Source organism: Winogradskyella schleiferi (assembly GCF_013394655.1).
GTDB lineage: Bacteria > Bacteroidota > Bacteroidia > Flavobacteriales > Flavobacteriaceae > Winogradskyella > Winogradskyella schleiferi.
The window spans coordinates 583,724-601,124 of the sequence record NZ_CP053351.1 but is presented as its reverse complement, the minus strand read 5'-3'; the positions used below and the strand labels follow the sequence as shown (position 1 = coordinate 601,124).

Annotated in this window: 16 protein-coding genes; all 16 read right to left on the bottom strand. The window is 34.3% G+C overall.

From position 1 onward, the window contains the following. Nucleotides 1–12: 12 nt before the first annotated feature. The 16 genes from HM990_RS02640 to HM990_RS02565 all read right to left on the bottom strand — a co-directional run bounded on the left by HM990_RS02640 (nt 13) and on the right by HM990_RS02565 (nt 17,401). Nucleotides 13–1,302 carry a phenylacetate--CoA ligase family protein gene (locus HM990_RS02640; RefSeq protein WP_178987452.1) on the bottom strand — a complete coding sequence of 430 codons (1,290 nt, stop codon included), beginning with the start codon at nt 1,300–1,302 and terminating at the stop codon, nt 13–15. Then, nucleotides 1,299–2,972: a C45 family peptidase gene (locus HM990_RS02635; RefSeq protein WP_178987451.1), complete on the bottom strand. Its 1,674-nt coding sequence runs from the start codon at nt 2,970–2,972 to the stop codon at nt 1,299–1,301. The genes HM990_RS02640 and HM990_RS02635 overlap by 4 nt, the downstream gene beginning before the upstream one ends. 1 nt (nt 2,973) lies before the next feature. After that, nucleotides 2,974–4,527: a phytoene desaturase family protein gene (locus tag HM990_RS02630; protein ID WP_178987450.1), complete on the bottom strand. Its 1,554-nt coding sequence runs from the start codon at nt 4,525–4,527 to the stop codon at nt 2,974–2,976. Further along, nucleotides 4,524–8,222, bottom strand: coding sequence for an MMPL family transporter (locus HM990_RS02625; protein ID WP_178987449.1), 3,699 nt, complete (start codon nt 8,220–8,222; stop codon nt 4,524–4,526). Before HM990_RS02625 ends, HM990_RS02630 begins: the two co-directional genes overlap by 4 nt. Continuing rightward, on the bottom strand, nt 8,215–9,411 hold the full coding sequence (locus HM990_RS02620; RefSeq protein WP_178987448.1) for a DUF2062 domain-containing protein: 1,197 nt from the start codon (nt 9,409–9,411) through the stop codon (nt 8,215–8,217). The genes HM990_RS02625 and HM990_RS02620 overlap by 8 nt, the downstream gene beginning before the upstream one ends. A 20-nt stretch (nt 9,412–9,431) precedes the next feature. Continuing rightward, entirely contained in the window at nt 9,432–9,929 is a 498-nt protein-coding gene (locus HM990_RS02615) for a hypothetical protein (protein ID WP_178987447.1), read from the bottom strand. Nucleotides 9,930–9,935: 6 nt separating this feature from the next. Beyond that, nucleotides 9,936–10,304: a hotdog family protein gene (locus tag HM990_RS02610; RefSeq protein WP_178987446.1), complete on the bottom strand. Its 369-nt coding sequence runs from the start codon at nt 10,302–10,304 to the stop codon at nt 9,936–9,938. Further along, the gene (locus tag HM990_RS02605) at nt 10,301–10,888 is read right to left on the bottom strand and encodes a porin family protein (protein WP_178987445.1); all 588 of its coding nucleotides are present in this window, start codon (nt 10,886–10,888) and stop codon (nt 10,301–10,303) included. The genes HM990_RS02610 and HM990_RS02605 overlap by 4 nt, the downstream gene beginning before the upstream one ends. Before the next feature lie 151 nt (nt 10,889–11,039). Continuing rightward, complete coding sequence (locus HM990_RS02600) at nt 11,040–11,657, bottom strand: hypothetical protein (RefSeq protein WP_178987444.1); 618 nt, start codon at nt 11,655–11,657, stop codon at nt 11,040–11,042. Further along, complete coding sequence (locus HM990_RS02595) at nt 11,638–12,255, bottom strand: LolA family protein (protein ID WP_178987443.1); 618 nt, start codon at nt 12,253–12,255, stop codon at nt 11,638–11,640. The genes HM990_RS02600 and HM990_RS02595 overlap by 20 nt, the downstream gene beginning before the upstream one ends. Continuing rightward, nucleotides 12,248–12,850: a polysaccharide deacetylase family protein gene (locus tag HM990_RS02590; RefSeq protein ID WP_229719351.1), complete on the bottom strand. Its 603-nt coding sequence runs from the start codon at nt 12,848–12,850 to the stop codon at nt 12,248–12,250. The genes HM990_RS02595 and HM990_RS02590 overlap by 8 nt, the downstream gene beginning before the upstream one ends. A 167-nt stretch (nt 12,851–13,017) precedes the next feature. Further along, entirely contained in the window at nt 13,018–14,082 is a 1,065-nt protein-coding gene (locus tag HM990_RS02585; RefSeq protein ID WP_178987441.1) for a beta-ketoacyl synthase N-terminal-like domain-containing protein, read from the bottom strand. Beyond that, nucleotides 14,079–15,281, bottom strand: coding sequence for a beta-ketoacyl-[acyl-carrier-protein] synthase family protein (locus HM990_RS02580; protein ID WP_178987440.1), 1,203 nt, complete (start codon nt 15,279–15,281; stop codon nt 14,079–14,081). The genes HM990_RS02585 and HM990_RS02580 overlap by 4 nt, the downstream gene beginning before the upstream one ends. Nucleotides 15,282–15,456: 175 nt before the next feature. Beyond that, nucleotides 15,457–15,714 carry a phosphopantetheine-binding protein gene (locus HM990_RS02575; RefSeq protein WP_178987439.1) on the bottom strand — a complete coding sequence of 86 codons (258 nt, stop codon included), beginning with the start codon at nt 15,712–15,714 and terminating at the stop codon, nt 15,457–15,459. Nucleotide 15,715: 1 nt separating this feature from the next. Beyond that, on the bottom strand, nt 15,716–16,333 hold the full coding sequence (locus HM990_RS02570) for a 3-oxoacyl-ACP synthase (RefSeq protein ID WP_178987438.1): 618 nt from the start codon (nt 16,331–16,333) through the stop codon (nt 15,716–15,718). 6 nt (nt 16,334–16,339) lie between these two features. After that, on the bottom strand, nt 16,340–17,401 hold the full coding sequence (locus HM990_RS02565) for a methyltransferase (RefSeq protein WP_178987437.1): 1,062 nt from the start codon (nt 17,399–17,401) through the stop codon (nt 16,340–16,342).

Sequence of the window (17,401 nt, the reverse complement as noted above, 5' to 3'; positions counted from 1 at the left end):
TAAAACCTTACATCACTTCCTCAAATCAATCACCATCATCGGTTTTCTACTCATTTTAGGAAATTGCAATCTTTGAATTTCCTTTTTAGCACAAAACTCTATTTTTGGCCGCACTCTTAACTTAGCCCTGAAATGGTCCTTAATATTTTGCAACAAGTCTTCCGTAGCTTCTAAGGTAGCGATTTTTATAAGGATTTCGTCTGTTCCAATGCTGTTATGCGACAGTTCTATAATATAGGTTTCAACCTCGGCGAAATCATTTAAAACATTGTGCATCGCAGGTGGATAAATGGTTGTGCCCTTATATTTTATCATTTGTTTCTTTCGGCCGATAACAGGTCCTAATCGATTGGTATTTCTGCCACAACTGCATTTCTGGCTATGGGATTTTACAATATCTCCAGTTTTAAATCTTAACAAAGGCATGCCTTCAACCCCTAAAGTGGTAATCGTCAATTCTCCAGCTTCGCCCTCAGCAACGGTTTGATTATTTGTATCTAAAATTTCGGTTATGATAAGTTCTGGATGCTGATGTCCGCCTCGATGTGCTTCACATTCGGTAAAAGCCGTATTCATTTCCGTAGAAGCATAGGTTGAAAACAATTCAATATTCCAGTTGTCCTTTATTTTTTTGGATAAAGTATTCAATGAAAAATCTTGTTCCCTAAGTGATTCTCCAATACAAATGGCACCTTTAATTCCTGAAGCATTAATATCTATTTCATGTTGTTGTGCATATTCAATAAGTTTCAACAAAAATGAAGGTACTGCAATAATATAGGTAGGTTTAAATTTTAAGATGGAATCCCATTGCAATTCCGGAATGCCGTTTCCAACACGAATAATTCCTGCGCCAAGTTTACGAGCGCCTAAAAAATAAGCGAGTCCTGCCATAAACCGCCTGTCAATGGTGGTCATAAGCTGAATTATATCATCTGAACCAACACCAGCACAAGCAAAAGAAATAGCTTCATTATAGGCCAATCGATCCAAATCCTTGTCCGAAAGTGCAAAAATAACAGGTTCGCCCAAAGTTCCGGAAGTGGTTACAAAATCTACAATTTTATTTTTAGGCACGCATATAAAGTCGTCATTATATTTTTGTAAATCGTCTTTTGACGTGGTAGGAATTCCAGCTAAATCTTCAAGTGAATTGACACTATTAATGTCGATGTGGTGTGTTTTAAACAACCGTTTATAAAAAGCAGAATTCGAGTTTAAATAAACCAGTAGTTCCCTCAATTTTTGAACTTGAAAGTCGTTTATTTCAGCTTTTGATGCATATTCTATCTCAGGAATCATAACTCTAACTTTCTTTTTATTTTTTTAATATAACCATCTACTCGTTCTTTGTCGGGAACTGTAGTGATTTCTTTGGTTTTTGCTTTTTCGAACGCATTTAGTGCTGCTGTAAAATACCCTTTTTCATAATAATACGTGCCCACAATAAAATATGCTTCCCAGTAGTTTGGGTTTAAAGTCTGTAACTCTGAAAGGGTTGACGGTTCTACGTGTTCTTCATCACCTATGGAAGAAAGCACATCTCTTTTCAGCCGTCTATAGGCTTCGTAATCACGATAGGCCTGCGTAAACTGAAAATCATCCTCTTCAATATTGAGTTGTGCATTCGACAATAATTTTTTTGACGGGTTATTGAATACATCATCCACATCATAAGCCACAAATTCCCCTAATTGATATGGACTGGACGATACCCAAACCAAACGTTGCTCTGGTTTAAAAACAATACCATGATGTGCTAATAACTGATTTAGTGCTTTTTCATTTCCATATCCAATGTCCTTATCGTTTAAACCCTCCTTATTTCTTAAAATATCTACCGCAATTTGTGGTGTTATCTTCTGGTTTTGGCTAAGCAACTCTTGCATACGTTCATATCTGTATTGGGAATGACTTTCCAAAATGTGTTTACTATTATTTTCATCGTCAGCATAAGCCTCGCTTTGAAAATGATTAGCGCAAATTAATTGATTGGAATTTGGCACTTCATAAACCCCAAAATTCTTTGGCGACACCTCAATGGTAATCGCTTTTTTATCCTTGGCACTACCAACAAATATGGATTCGGAAACAAAAACCTGTCGTTTCTTGGCAATTGCAATAGCTTCCTCTATCGTCGAAGCATATTGCAATATTTCACGGGTTAATATTGAAACAGGCGTTTTAGCCACAAGTGGAATCTTAGATTTTCCTGCATTGATGGTTACCGTTAAGCCATGTTCATTCATTCCCGAAACCACGCCTATCATGCCTGCCCAAGTTACCGACATAAATTTATGGCCTTCAGTAGGATTCACAAAAGCAATAATTTTGTCCTTGGCGAAATCATCGCCTGCAAAAAAGTCGAAATTTCGACCAATTATTAAACTGCCATCTTCAGATTTTTCTCCCCAAGCAGCGAAAGATGTGCAACCCACCAAAGCCAAATCCTGAAAGGCATGACCGATATCATGAGCGCCATGAAGGTATAATATCCTTAAATAATTACTGGCTACATGGTCATAATCGTCAGACGCATATCTTGAAAGTCCATAAATTTCGGCTTTATATTCTTCTGGAATATTCAAATACATTTTCCGGTTGTACCATGCTAAAAGTTTTCGTAGAAAGTATTTTCTGGTATTTGAAGGCACCAGTTCATCAACCTTTGATAAAAAGGCTGCTTCTTGTTTTTTGAATAATTCTTGTGTTAATCGACCTGTTTTCAAACCGATTTCCAAAGGATTGCCTGCCACATACAATTCCCATAAGCCTTGTTTGTTTTTATTGAGATGGCTATTTCCTAATGAGAAGGTAGTATCCGACATTTGTATGCGTTCAGGAATATCAGCGCTATAAGCACTTACATCTGGCACATCATGTAAAGATTTTGAAACACCACAGGAAGTGACTAAAAACAGGACTGACAATAAATAAAACCAACGTACCGTCTGTACTTTCTTTAGCAACATATTAGGCCTTATTTTCAGTAATTTCTGATTCCTTATTCGCTTCTACAACTTTATTTAGCAAGTAGTCCTTACCAAGAATCTCTCCACAGGTCATGATAGCGCTTATAGTCACGCCCAAAATACCATGCATGTTGAGACTTTGACCTGTAAACATCAAGTTTTTGACCTTTGTTTTTGGCGATATAAAAGATTCCATGGGTCTATTGACATCCTTAACATAACCATACATAGAGCCTCTATTACTTCCAATATAATCTCTATACGATAATGGTGTGGACGTGTAAACCTCTTGAATGCAATCTCTTAAATTCGGAAATTTCAGCTCCATTTCCTTGATGAGTTTCTCTGCTTTTTCAGCTTTAAATTCCTCATAGGTCTGACCTCTTTCGTTTTTATCGGCAACCGTATTGAAAGTATCCATCCAGGGTTTTACCTCATCGTAATGCATATACGTCATTACGGTAATATTGTCACCATAACCGTCTTCCATATTTTTCTTTATGGACATAGACATCATATAACCTTCTGGCCAACTTTCTTGTGTATATTTATGTACATCCCAAACCTTATCTGGGTCTTTAAAGTGGTAGAAATTTTTATTTTGGTATTTGAAGGAATTCGGTTTTAACACAATATATAAGCTGAATGCTGCAATAGTACTTTCAATTTTATCAACTCTATTGGTGTACGATTTCCTGAATTTATCCTTACCAACAAGGTCTAAGGTCAGTTTAGGTTCAATGTTGGAAATAAATAAATCGCCTTTTATTTCTTTTCCGTTGGAACAAATTGCGGATGTGATTTTACCATCTTCAAATCCAAATTCAATCACATTGTGATGTTTGTAGTTTTCCCCTCCGTTTTCTTTCAATCGTTTGATTAAAGCCTTGGTAATTTGGCTGCCGCCATTGATACATCGATATGAACTTTCTATATATGAATTGATAGTCAACGCATGCACATAAAACGGTGTGCGCTCGCCATCACCAGCATATAAAAAGTTGGTTCCGGCAAGTACAGCTTGTAACTTTTTATTGTCTGTAAGAGACGCAATAAATGCTTTTGCCTGAAGTTGAAAAATAGCCGTATCATCATAATAAGGCTTACCTTTCTTTAAGTTATAGAGCGGAAAACTTGCACAGGTTTCCCTTAATTTATCGCAATATGCTGTAATGGCTTCTTCCTCTTCAGGAAATTGTTCCGTTAAAACTTCAATAAATTTTTCGTAACCCTGAGCATGCTTATATTCTGCTGGGTCATCATCAAAAGTAACAATATCGAAACCTTCTATATCTAATTTTTTCAGGGAAATATCGTCTAAAATGTCAATATATTTAAAGTATTGATAGAGATTTTGCCCTTCATCAAGTCCACCAATGTAATGTACACCAGTATCAAAAATGGTTTTGTTCCTTACAAAGGTTTGCAAATTGCCACCATATTGGTTGTTTTTTTCAAGCACACAAACACTATAACCTTCTTTTGCCAAAATGATACCAGAAACCAAGCCTCCCAATCCGCTTCCAATTATTACAACGTCATAATGTGATTTCATGTGTTTTGTTTTATTATCTCTTTTCGTTTGCAAATAACAAGATTTTCATGCTCTTGAATAGACTCAAATCCTAATTTGGAAACTGTTTCAGCATACAAATTTCGACTTTCTTTTATCAAAATTACAAGATTAATGGTGTTATTCAAAACCGTTCTTATGTGCTCTTCAGATAATTGGTTTGTGTTTAGAATTAGAGTGTTTCCCTTGTGTTCTAATGTGGTCTCTAGTGTATTTTCAAAAATAAGGTTTTTGTGCTTATTTGTAATAAAACTATTTTGAAGCATTGGTCTGACAGAACCGTTTTCAATATAAGAAAATATTTTTCTATCCATAGAGTTTAAGGCCAAAAGAAAATCCAATTGCCCATAATCCTTCGATATATGAATGATTTCGGCCTTTGGGTCAATTGCCCATAAAATTTGGTTGTAAATCTCCTTATACGTGTTGAAGTCTTTCTGAACGGTTTGGAAAACATTGTCGCCTTTGTATCGATATTCGTCGAAAAGATTATCGCGAAAATAAATGTCAGATTCTACTGCTTCGCGAAACTTCATAAATTCGTGTTTAAAATGGGCACTTATATTTTTTGTGCGTTGTTTATAGGTGTCGCCATAACTCTTATTATCAATAGGAATTCTATCTAATATTTTTAAAGTCAGGTTTCCGTTTCTAATGAGCGCACTTCCTTTCGGGTTAATTTCCGAATTACCATGGATTAAGATGGGGATAATATCTAAATTTAATTGTTCGGCAACATAAAAAGCCCCTTTATGAAACCGTTTCATTTTGTTAGTTGTGGATCTTGTGCCTTCAGGAAAAACCATTAATGTATAACCTTGATTTATTTTTTCCTGCAAATGGGATACGCCGTTTTCAATACCACTCGAGACCGGATAAAAACCGGCTGCTTGCACTGCTTTGCCAAACACAGGCGAATTGTACACCCAATCGTTTACCAAGAATATAATTTTCGGATGAAGCATTCCAACAGCTAAAATGTCTAAAAACGAGGTGTGATTGGAAATTATTAAAGCTGGTTTTTCAAACGTTTCGTTGGTAGGATTTAGAACGGTCTTCTTTAGGAATGGATTCGTGTAAAGCACCGATTTCATGAATTTAGAAACAGCTTTATGAAACCATCTCATTTTTACCTTTTTGCTAACAGGAATTATTTTCAATAATGTGGCACTAATCAAGGAGATGAAAAGTCCTCCAGAACCAAAATAACCAAACGACAGAATAGAGTGTATCAATAATCGAAATGATATGGGCCGTTTAGTCCTACTACCAATAAACAATTTAAATAGCAAAGGCTGAATAGTAAATGCAATAAGAACGGCAGATAAAATACCGATTAAGCACACTATGGAAATGGAATATAAAGCTGGATGTTTTGCAAAAACCAATACGCCGACGCCTAAAATAGTTGTGATAACTGAAAGTAAAATAGAGGTTTTATGCGTAGCCAGTGATTCTTCGCCGGTTTTGTATTCATGAAGCAGTCCGTTAGTTACAAAAATGCTATAATCAATGCCCAAACCAAATATAAAGGTTGAGATGATAATATTGAAAATATTGAATTCCAAATGAAATAATCCCATGATACCAACGGTCAATAACCATGTCAAACATATTGGAATTCCCGTGACCAAGGTTAATGAAAAGCTTTTGTAAAACAGTATTAAAAGCACAATAACCACAACTAACGAATAGCCAATTAAGCTATTGAAATCGGTTTTTAGGTTGCCCAAAAATGTTTCGTTCATTTGTTTTCTGTCAATCACTAAAGTTTGAGCTGCATTTTTAAAAGCCGCCATTACAGCATCGCCATCTTCAACTTTTACTAAAGTGGTAATAGTGGTATAATTGTCTTTTGTGGCAATATAATCGTCAACAGAAAATGTGTGTATGGCTTTGTAGTCTTCAATTGCTATCGGTTCAAAATTCGTATGTAAAAGGGCGTAAAAGTTTTTGAAGGTTTCGGGTTTAAAACCTAAAGTTGTGCCACTTTCTATAAGGTTGTCTTTGGTATTTTGAATGGTTTTGGCATCCCAAAATGAATGCCATTTTTCAATCTGTTGGATTTGTTGTTTTTTGGAATGTACAAACGTCCCAATGGAACTGAAGTTGATAAGTTTATTTTCTGCTTTTAGGCTATCTAGCTTTTCCAAAATTTGGTCATTAACTTCTAAAGTACTTTCCTCAGAATTGCCATAAGCCGCAATATAAATGGATTTCGATGTGCTGTTAATCAAATTGTCCAAACGTAGTTCTGCTGTTCTTAAATCTTTAGGATAATAATTCAGTTGACTTAAATCCTTATTAAAAATAACTTTATTGTATGTGAATAAACTTCCAACGAAAAAAACCACAAGTACAATAACAACCCATTTATTTTGGTGAATATTATAAGCCGCAATTTTATCGAAAACCGTCGTTTTACTAACTTTTTGGGATTGGTCTTTATAAACCTGCGGAATAAAAAACAAGGCAAAAAACGAAGCTCCCATAACACTAATGGCAGCAAAAATGCCCAAGTCCTGCAAAGATTGTGAATTAATAAATAACAAGCACAAAAACGCCAAAGCTGTTGTTGTGCTACTCATTAGAATGGGCTTTGCAATTTCTTTATACAAATTCTTAACATTATTGTTGCTTCTAATGTGTGTTAGAATGTGCAAGGAATAATCGAGTGTGACGCCCAATAAAATTGAACCAATACCTAACGAAATGGCTGATATTTTTTCCCGAATTAAAAAAAGAATGACGATGGCCAAAAGGCCACCAAAAATAGTGGGTACAAACAATATGATGGGAACCGTTAGTTTTCTATAGAAGAAAATAAATATGAGTAATAGTATGGACAAAGCAATACTAATGGTCACCTGAATATCACTTTTTATTTGATTGGCATTGGCAACTGCAATTAAAGTCCCACCAAAATATTCGCTGCTCACTTTACCCTTGAAGCTTTCGTTAAGTTTAGCATTTGTGGCATAAAGCTCTTCAACAAAAAGGCTGTTTTCCGCAGTTTCATTGGTCTCTAAAGCAGGCGTGATAAATAATAGGATATGTTGCTCGTCTTTACTGACCAAAAAGCCATTTTGTAATGTGAAACTGTCGCCAAAATTTAACTCTCGCAGTTTTTTTAAGGCAATAAATGATAATCCCAGTGGGTCTTTCAAAATAAAATCCTTGGCAATAAGACCAGAAGGCGATATCAAGGTTTTATAATTCTTTAAGGTCGTGGCTTCAATGCTGTCCTTTTCAATTTTATTGGCAATAGTTTCATAATCGCTTTCATCTAAAAATAATGGTAGATACTGATAAATGAAATTGGCAGTTCCTTGAATGTCATCCGAATTTACCCTGCCTTGAATCTTCTCTATATATTTGCTGGAGGATTGATTAATACTGTCAATAAATTGCGATGCATAGTTTGTTAAATCGTCAACTGAAGCATCATTTTCTTTCGTAATATTAACGATGATTTTATCCGTGAAATTGACGTTTTTAAGAACTTTTTGAAATTCTTCATTGTCCTTATTGGTTGGAATAAGTTTATTAATATCTTCTTCAAATTGAATCTTTGAAGCCACGAATATTAAGCTAGCAAACACTATTACTAAAATGCCAAGACCAAGCCATTTTCGGGATACAAAATATTGATATGTGTTGTAGAAAAAATTATGCATTGGTCACACGTACTTTTTTCTTCCGAAGGATTAAAAATATAATATAGCTCAATAGGCCTGCGATAACTGCCGAAACTGCCGCCAAGGCAAAACTTCCGACTATATAAGTCTTTAGGTGTTTTAATACTTCAAAATCGGTTGTGATAGTGGCGAAGCTATAGGTTTCATTTTGACCGAGGATTATGTTTCCCAAAATAAAACTTCCCAACACTATAAATGGAATAAAAGGCGGAAGACTGACATTGGAAAAGGCAAAGGCGATGGTTTTATTTAATTTCAGAAGTAAAGCCAAGGAAATGACGATAATGGTATGAAAACCCCAAAGTGGCGTAATTCCAACAAAAATACCTAAAGCGATGGATAGTGCTTTTTTTTGAGGTGAATCATTACTGCCAATAACATCTTCGAATAGAAATCGTTTTAATCCTTTTTTTTTTATTTTCCTGAAAAAGTTTCTTGGTTTGACATACAAAAATGTAAGAATAACCAACCATGTATTTAAAACGCTTATACGTGAAAAATCCTTAAACGGCCTAAAATGGGAAACACGTTCGGTTTCGTCATAGGAGATGTGGATAGGGATATTTTTGACTTGGGAACCATTCCAAGCAGCTTTGACAATGACTTCAATTTCAAATTCGAATTTATTGGTATAAAATTTTAGGTTTTTAAAATGATGAATCGGATACAATCGAAATCCAGATTGTGTGTCCTGTAATTTTATACCTGTTTCTACCCAATACCAAAAGTTAGAAAATTTATTACCAAAACTACTTTTCTTTGGGACGTCTTCCTGATTCATGTTCCGAGCTCCAATGAGCAGGATGTTTTTATCGTCAGAATTTTCCAATGCATTGATAAAAGTAGGAATATCCTTTGGAAAATGCTGACCATCTGAATCTATAGTTATCACGTAGTCATAATCTAAACTTTTAGCATGTTTAAATCCTGCACGCAACGCTTGCCCTTTACCTTTGTTTTGAGTAAATTGAATGTGTTCGAGATTGGGATAGTTTTCAAGAATTGTTGACGTGGAATCGGTAGAACCGTCATTAACCACAATAATGTTCTGTGTGTATTGTAAAACGCCATCAATAACGCGTTTTAAAGTCAACTCGTTATTGTATGTTGGGATTAACACACATACCTTTAAATCGGTAATTTTTTGTTGGACAAGTTGGTTATTCACGTCATTAAAACATTAAAGTCTTATTGACCCGAAAATACTGATTTTTCTTCATCACTAAAAGCTTTGGACTGTAAAATATAGTCTTTGATGTGATGTCGCAAATTAGAAGAATTTATATTTTTAAACTGTTTTAAGATAAACTGTTTATCTTCCTCGATATTCTCTTTATATTTTAAAATTTTAGGCGTGTTTTCTTGGATTCCCAACCTTATAAAACGAATTTCGATATTGTTTGGCGCTTTTTCAATAGCGTATTCCACATAAGAAACCCCTTCGACAACACGCGCTTTTTTTTCTTTAATTTTAGACTCGTTTTTAGCCAACATGGTAATTGCAGCACCTTTATAGGCGACTAAAGTCATATCATCATTTTTTGTGACGTCAGTAAGCAATTTGTTAAAAGCCTCTATTTTAGTATCATCTTGAGCAGCTTCTTTATAGGCTTTTCTAACGGTATTAATATCTGTTGAGAACAGCGTGGTACTTAGTGCTAATATGAGAACATTTAAAAACTTCATGTTTGATTATTTCGTTACGAAATTAGACGTGGATTTTAAAGCCACAGTCTCTTCAAATTTAGACGTGTTTCTAACTTTATAACCTTCGTCGGTTTCGGTAATTTCGAGTTGCAATTCTAATTTTGGTGTCTTAAACGGGTTGATTATAGCCATAAATTTAATATTACTGGCAGACTGCATAAACAAGGTTTTCTCGGTAATCTTCTCCGTAATTTCTTTAATAATTTGCATCATACAAACACCTGGCATTACTGGATTGTCTGGGAAATGTCCATCAAAAACGATATGGTCTTTGTTAATTGTGATTTTAGCTGTGGCAGACGTATCTACAACACGTAAATCGTCTAATTGATATAGGTTATCTAATTTGCTCATTTGAAATCGAATTTATAGGTTGCTCCAATTTGAAACACCTTGTTTAACACTAAATTATCAATATTAGTATCGTCGTAATCGTCGGTGTTAACGTTTCTACCAAAAACATCAACTATCCCGATATTATATCTTGCTTCAACTCCCAGCCCGAAAGGGAACTCATAACCTAAACCTCCAAAAAACAAAAAGTCAAAATCTTCTAAGTCATCATTAAAGCTATTCAAATTATCTCCCACTTTAATGTTTATTGCAGGTCCAATAATGAAATTTAGCCCCATGTCCTTAAAAGGCGCGAATTTGTTTGTTATAGCCATACCCACATATTGAATCTCGAGGTTTTCAAATCCCGAAAATTTTGCTTTACCACCTTGTCTTGAGTAGTTTATTTCTGGTTGAAGTGTGTAGAAATTGGCTAATTTAATAGCGGCAAATCCACCAATGTAAAAATCTACCTTATCATCAAAATTCGAATTGGTAAGATTGGCAAAATTAACTCCGCCTCTTACACCTGGTCTAATTTCGACTTGAGAAACTACGGTTGAACTAATGGTAATAAACGCTAATACTAGAAATAAGTTTTTCATTTCGTTAATTGATTTGAGACTGATGTAAAGAATTCATTTATACGATTTCAATTTGCTAAAAAACTACTCTTTTGCACCTTCTCCTTGCCATTTTTAATTTCCGTAGCGATGCTATGCAACTAAAAAATGACTTCTACTCGGCACAAAATCTTTAATTTTCGCTGAAATTCAAATAGTTCAAATGAATTCTAAGTTGAATATTTGAATGTTCAATTTTAATTTGGTTTGCAATAGTATCACTAATTTCTGAAAATAAAAAAGCAACTTTTTCTTTACCATTACCAACACGTACTATTTTGTTTAATTGCTGTGATTTAAAATAAAAAAAATTCTTGTTGTCCAGCTTTGTTTCATAAATCAAAGTGTCTTGTGATAAATAGGATTTTACAACTGGTAGTTCTTCTTTAATAAGTGCTTTAAAGTCCTTTTCTAAAACGTTTTTTAATAGCGCTTTATCCAAAGCGTCAAGAATAAAATTAACTTTAAACGTATCATTTACAATGGAAAAGTCGAAAATTTTATTTCCCATTTCCGTAGTGAATACAATGCGATGATTAGACTTTCCAATTTTCTTCACTATAAAAATACCGCTAAAATCATTTCCATAAACTGCAACATTTGCTTTATAGACATAATCTTTAGTTTCGCTCGAAAAATACGGATTTTGAACAAAACCATTCGATGCCTTCACTAATTGAAAATCCTGCTTTTTAGGATACGATCCACAGGCTATAAAAAACAAAACAAAACTATTCAGTAAATAGCGCATCAGATAACTTGGTGTTTATTTTTCTGTTGCTAAAAACAATTCTGGTGTAATCTTCAGAAGGTTCAATCATTTTTAATTCCATAACAGCGCCTTCGTCATTAAACAAAATATGAAATGACTTTATATATTTTGCAAATTCATTGTCTTTAGGGCTAAAATGCACTTCGCCGTTTTTATCTTTTTTAAAATAGGCAATCTCGAATTTATCATCATCAAACATATCTCCTTTTACACTATTTATGATGAGTATGTTGAGTTGTTTAAACATCTTATTAGAACTCAAATCAACGTCACTTTTGTTGCCTTCATCATTAATAAAGAGTTTATCGTTTTTGAACAAAACCGAATATTTAAAAGGATTCAAATACTCCCATTTTACCATATTAGGCGATTTATAGGCCAGTTTCCCTGAAGTCACAATATCGTTGGCTAAAAAATCTAGATGCTTATATTGCGTAAAGTCACTCGTTAAAGTGCTTATAGCAAAGGCTTGTGCTTTGACTTTGGCCTTTAAATCAGCCGATTCTGCATTACTCATTTTGGTCTGCGCATTTAACGCAGTAACCATAAAGCATAGGATATAAACAATATTACGCATAAGCTTTGATGTTGAATAAAGAATCCACAGTAACAGATTCGATATGTTGTTCTTGTAAAAATAGCAATAACCGTTCCAACACCACTATTGATTTTGAACTTGTATCATGAAGTAAAATCACATCGCCTTTAGAAAGATTTTTGGTTGTGCGTTTAAAAATGGCTTCAGCCGTTCTGGAAGTGGTATCCAATGAGCGAACACGCCAACCAATGGGTTGCAATTGAGTGGCTATAATTGCTTTTTTTATTCTTGGATTAGTGACAGCAAAAGCTGGTCGGTAAAGTTTCATGGTGAGACCTTTGCTATCTTTTACAATTTTATTTGTTTGTTGCAATTCTTTAATTACGTTTTCAGTTTTAAGAAAACCAAAATTATTTCCATGGGAATAGGTATGATTTCCAACAGTATGACCTTGCTCTAAGATGTCGTTGAACACTTCCGGATACGCTTCAATATATTTTCCGATACAGAAAAATGTAGCTTTGGCATTGTGTTTTTTTAAAAGCTCAAGTGCTTTAGGTGTGAATTCTGGATGTGGACCATCATCAAATGTTATGGCTACTTGGTTCTCCTTAATTGATTTATTGGAATGCAATGACTTGAAATGATAGTTCCATTGAATAAAAAACGAACCCGCAAGTGTCACTAGAAACCAAAAAATGGGGATAATTATTAAAAACCAAAACGTTAATCTATAAAAGTAGCTCGTTAGAAGAAAAACAAGCAAAAGGATAACTGTAATTATATTAACTGATTTATAATTTAGCATTTACGAAGTAAAGTAAAACTATGATTTTCTCCACGATACTGATTGTATAGTAAAATAGTTTTATAATTTGAAACTTGCAAATCGTTAAGTTTTACAACTTCAGGAAGCTTTTGGGTTTTTAGAATTTTTGATGCCAACCAAACGCCGAATGAGGATGCGGTCATAAATTCGCCGCACAAATGTTTATAATATACTTGTTGCGTATTCTTGAAAATCCCCGAACTTAATTCATTATAAAACCCATCATAAGTAACATCACCATTATTTCCTAAAACGACTAAATCAACAGCTGCAAGGTCCAAGTTATTTTCTTGTAAGAAGGTTTTGGCAAGCTCGGTTATTTTTGAATCTCCTAAGGTATTATAGGTATCTATAGCAACAATTTCAGCATAGCTAGACGTTTTCATTTCATTTGATAACACAAAGAAATTTCCACCTTCGCTAGATATAGTACCTGCTGTCTGCGATTGCAACAACTTTTTAGACCCTATTTTCTCTGCCTTTATATGATTGATAAGTTTATGTAACGTAGCTGTGTAATCTCCAATTTCATCAACACCGCCAACTAATATATGGTTGGCTTCATCGTTTTCCAACATCAATTTAGCATCCAAAACAGCCGACTCAAAAGAAATACTTGAATGCACATAGGTAAAGTTATACCCTTTACATTGCAGACTTAACGCTATTTGTCCTCCCACTGTGTTGTGTGTTGATTGAATAAATGACGTTGGTGTTAAAAATTGTTCATCATTATCAATGAGTGCACTCAAAAACTTTTCAGAATCTCTCTGGCAGCCCATTCCTGTTCCTGTGATTATGGCATCCACAGTTTCTAAATCCGCTTCTTTTAAAGCGATTTTTGAAGCCGCAACGCCCATTTTAACACCTCTTGCCATTCTACGGGATTCGGCTGGAGGAATAAAATCCCTATAGTTAGGATTCACGGCAGGAATTACATTATCCTCATGAAAAATGATATCATCTAAAAACACTGAATTATCAAAGGTTTTCTGTGATGAAATAGAGCAAACGCTATTTATATAAACCTTTTTCATTGTTTTTTTGAAAAAATTAGGGTTGAACAATTTCCACCAAAACCAAAAGAATTTGACATAATGGTTTGTAAGTCTTTTTCTTTAAGTTCTAATTGTGGCGTTATGCTAAATTCCTTCATTTGGGTTTTAAAATTCAAATTAGGATAAACCACATTATTTTGAAGTGCTAAAATTGAATATACAGCTTCAATAGCTCCAGCGGCCGCAAGCGTATGTCCAGTATAGGCTTTTGTTGAACTAAAATCGGGAACACTATTTTCAAAAACTCTTAGTATGGCTCTACCTTCAGATAAATCGTTATTTCCCGTTGCGGTTCCATGTGCATTGATATAACTAATATCATCTGAAGATAGATCGGCAACTTTTAATGCTTGTTGCATGGCTAAGGTTGCGCCTTCCCCATTGTCGGACGATGCCGTTTGATGATAAGCGTCATTGGCATTACCATAACCTTTCACATAGGCCAAAACAGGTTTATTTTCGGATTCTATAACCTTATCTGATTCCAATACTAGAAAAGCAGCCGCTTCTCCTAAATTTAGACCTTTTCGATTCTCATCGAATGGCGAATTATAAGTATCGGATAAAATCATCAACGATTTAAAACCGTTAATTGTAAATTTCGATAAGCAGTCTGCACCACCAACGATCACCCTGTCTAGTTTTCCAGATTTTATTAATCGTGCACCAAGCATTATAGCATTGGCCGCAGAAGAACATGCGGTACTTATGGTAGTCACTAAACTTTGCTCGATACCTAATTGCTCAGCGATTTTTTGGGTAGAATCGCCAGCGTGATGGCCTTCTATATACTTTTGAATGGATTTATCTTTAGGATAATCGTAATAGTAGGCTTCGGTCATGTCCATTCCACCAACACTAGTTGCTGAAATTAAGCCCGTTTTGTACTTGTTAATATCTGAAATTCCAGCATTATCGAGCGCTTCTTTAGCGGCAATAACACCTAGAAATGCCGTTCTGGAATAATTGTTGTTTGAGGAAAGACCGATTTGTTGTTCTAATTCTTGGTTGGTAAAAGCAATTTCGCCAACCATGATGTCATCCTTATGATTGGTTTGAATTTTGGAAATTCTTGAAATCCCAATTTTGCCTTCTATTAGCGATGAGTAATTTTCCTCTACATTGTTTCCAATTGCAGAAATAATTCCCATTCCAGTAATAGCGACACCTTTACTCATATTTTATAGTTCCTCTGAAGCTAGATGCTTTTTATTAGAGAACATTATTTTTTTTCAAACTTCAGTCTTAACAAGTTCTAAAAACCTCAATAGTTTTATCGTTGTTTTTGTATTTATGAGGATTAATAATCTTCCTACTTTCAGTATGGATCAACAACGAAAACCTCTATTTTTCTTACTTCGTTCTATGCTCAGAAATATACTTTGCCAAAACCTCAATGGATTCAAAAATAGCTCGACCTTCTTTTGGGTCAGATAATTTAATACCGTAGTTTTTATCTAGCATAACAATTAACTCTAAGGCATCGATAGAGTCTAAACCTAAACCACCTCCAAATAATATATCGTCATCATTAATATCCTCTACAGCAATATCTTCAAGATTCAATTGCTCTACAATGTTTTCCTTTAGCTCTTGTTTTAAAGTCTCCATATTATGTATTATAAAATTTTATTATATTCTCCTTAGTGTGTGTTATTGTCCCTTTTTTGGTTACCAGATACAAATAAGCATTATACTGGTTTCCATCTAATTCCACCCATCCACAAAGTACTTTTTCCGCTTTTTGTGTTGACAATAAACTATTGGAATAGTCCAATAAATGTTGCGGATTAAAGTTGTCAAATATAAAAAAACTATTTTCAGAAAACAGCTTGTATTTAATACTAATTTCTCCGATGCAAATATTTGGCAATGTATATACAAAAACCGCAGGACTGGGATAGTAGTTATTTTTATCTTCAATAGACTTCTGATGCTTTCTATCCGTATCTAAACTTGAGGCTTTATTTGACAATACTACGGCAATATCATTTTCTTCGTCTCCACTCAGGTTTTCGCTTTTCAACAACACATCAGCTGCTAAAAAGGCCAATTTGCTCAAATTATCCATCTTAAAAAATTTGGGATAGTTGGTTTCAAACGACTTGTAGGTTGCCTTTATAAATTCTGAAAATTCATTTTTGTCACCACTATAAATCTCAGACCCATTCAAGGAAATCGTATTGTTTTTAATATTACAAAAAGAGGAAATATAGTATTCAGAATTCATTAATAATTACTTTTTTTTGCACACTAATATCGTGTGGTATTCGCCAACTCCAATATCTTCTTTAAGCACGAGTCCTGCTTCATCAATTAATCTTAAAAGTACTTCCGCAGGATACATTTTACTATTTCCATTGGCCATTACCGTAAAATAAAGCGACGTTGCTTCAAGTATAAATTTAGCATTATCAAACCGTTGTCTATCCGTAAAGGTTTCCATGATTAACAATTCAGTCTCATCGGTCATAGATTTTACACAAGTTGTTAATATTTTTAAAATTTCATCTTCCGAAAAGCAATCTAAAAATTGACACATCCAAATCGTATCTGCACCAGTTGGAATCATAGGATCATCTTTTAACCAATCAATTTCATAACCAGAAACCCGGTTTTCAAAGCCTTCCTTTTTTGCATTGGCAAGTGCAACATTTAACTGTCCTGGTAAATCTATTATTTTAATGGACACGTCCTCATTATATTTACAAGAGCTTATAGCGAATTTACCTGTATTTCCGCCAATATCGAATATGGTTTTAGGGTGATTTCTGAACACAATTTGCTGTGCTTCATTAAACACGGCATCCGAATAATGATGGTCAAACTCAAACCAAGATTTTTTAATTTCAGGAGTGAGCTGAGATAGACCTTCATAAATCGTATTCCAACTACCAAGTTCTTTTAATCCTTCTGGTTTTCCTGTCTTTATAGCATCATTTAAGTGAAATAAACCTTTGTAACACACTTCATTTGTAAAGTTGATATTTACGTTTACCGTTTCGTTATAATTTAAAAAGTAACCCGTCGTTGTTAATTCAAAATTACCTAAATCGTTCTTATTCACAATGTCTGAACTTTCGGCAATTTCTAACAAAACACCAAGGCCATATGTACTTACTGATAGCTCTCTCGAAAGCTCTTCTAATGTAATTCCACCTTTTTTTCTTCTATCGAAAATGAGGCTAAAAACACCAAGTTTTCTCAATGAAACTGTGGCTTGAAATACAAAAGGAGCAAAAGCGATTTTTTGCGCTTCCTGAATTGCATCTATGGCTCTTAATGACGTGTTTTCCAT

Bases quoted from the DNA above. Each gene is read 5' to 3' on its own strand.
- HM990_RS02585 (WP_178987441.1), bottom strand. From the start codon at position 14,082: ATGAAAAAGGTTTATATAAATAGCGTTTGCTCTATTTCATCACAGAAA.
- HM990_RS02570 (WP_178987438.1), bottom strand. From the start codon at position 16,333: ATGAATTCTGAATACTATATTTCCTCTTTTTGTAATATTAAAAACAAT.
- HM990_RS02575 (WP_178987439.1), bottom strand. From the start codon at position 15,714: ATGGAGACTTTAAAACAAGAGCTAAAGGAAAACATTGTAGAGCAATTG.
- HM990_RS02635 (WP_178987451.1), bottom strand. From the start codon at position 2,972: ATGTTGCTAAAGAAAGTACAGACGGTACGTTGGTTTTATTTATTGTCA.
- HM990_RS02605 (WP_178987445.1), bottom strand. From the start codon at position 10,888: ATGAAAAACTTATTTCTAGTATTAGCGTTTATTACCATTAGTTCAACC.
- HM990_RS02595 (WP_178987443.1), bottom strand. From the start codon at position 12,255: ATGCGTAATATTGTTTATATCCTATGCTTTATGGTTACTGCGTTAAAT.
- HM990_RS02565 (WP_178987437.1), bottom strand. From the start codon at position 17,401: ATGGAAAACACGTCATTAAGAGCCATAGATGCAATTCAGGAAGCGCAA.
- HM990_RS02630 (WP_178987450.1), bottom strand. From the start codon at position 4,527: ATGAAATCACATTATGACGTTGTAATAATTGGAAGCGGATTGGGAGGC.
- HM990_RS02600 (WP_178987444.1), bottom strand. From the start codon at position 11,657: ATGCGCTATTTACTGAATAGTTTTGTTTTGTTTTTTATAGCCTGTGGA.
- HM990_RS02580 (WP_178987440.1), bottom strand. From the start codon at position 15,281: ATGAGTAAAGGTGTCGCTATTACTGGAATGGGAATTATTTCTGCAATT.
- HM990_RS02625 (WP_178987449.1), bottom strand. From the start codon at position 8,222: ATGCATAATTTTTTCTACAACACATATCAATATTTTGTATCCCGAAAA.
- HM990_RS02615 (WP_178987447.1), bottom strand. From the start codon at position 9,929: ATGAAGTTTTTAAATGTTCTCATATTAGCACTAAGTACCACGCTGTTC.
- HM990_RS02610 (WP_178987446.1), bottom strand. From the start codon at position 10,304: ATGAGCAAATTAGATAACCTATATCAATTAGACGATTTACGTGTTGTA.
- HM990_RS02640 (WP_178987452.1), bottom strand. From the start codon at position 1,302: ATGATTCCTGAGATAGAATATGCATCAAAAGCTGAAATAAACGACTTT.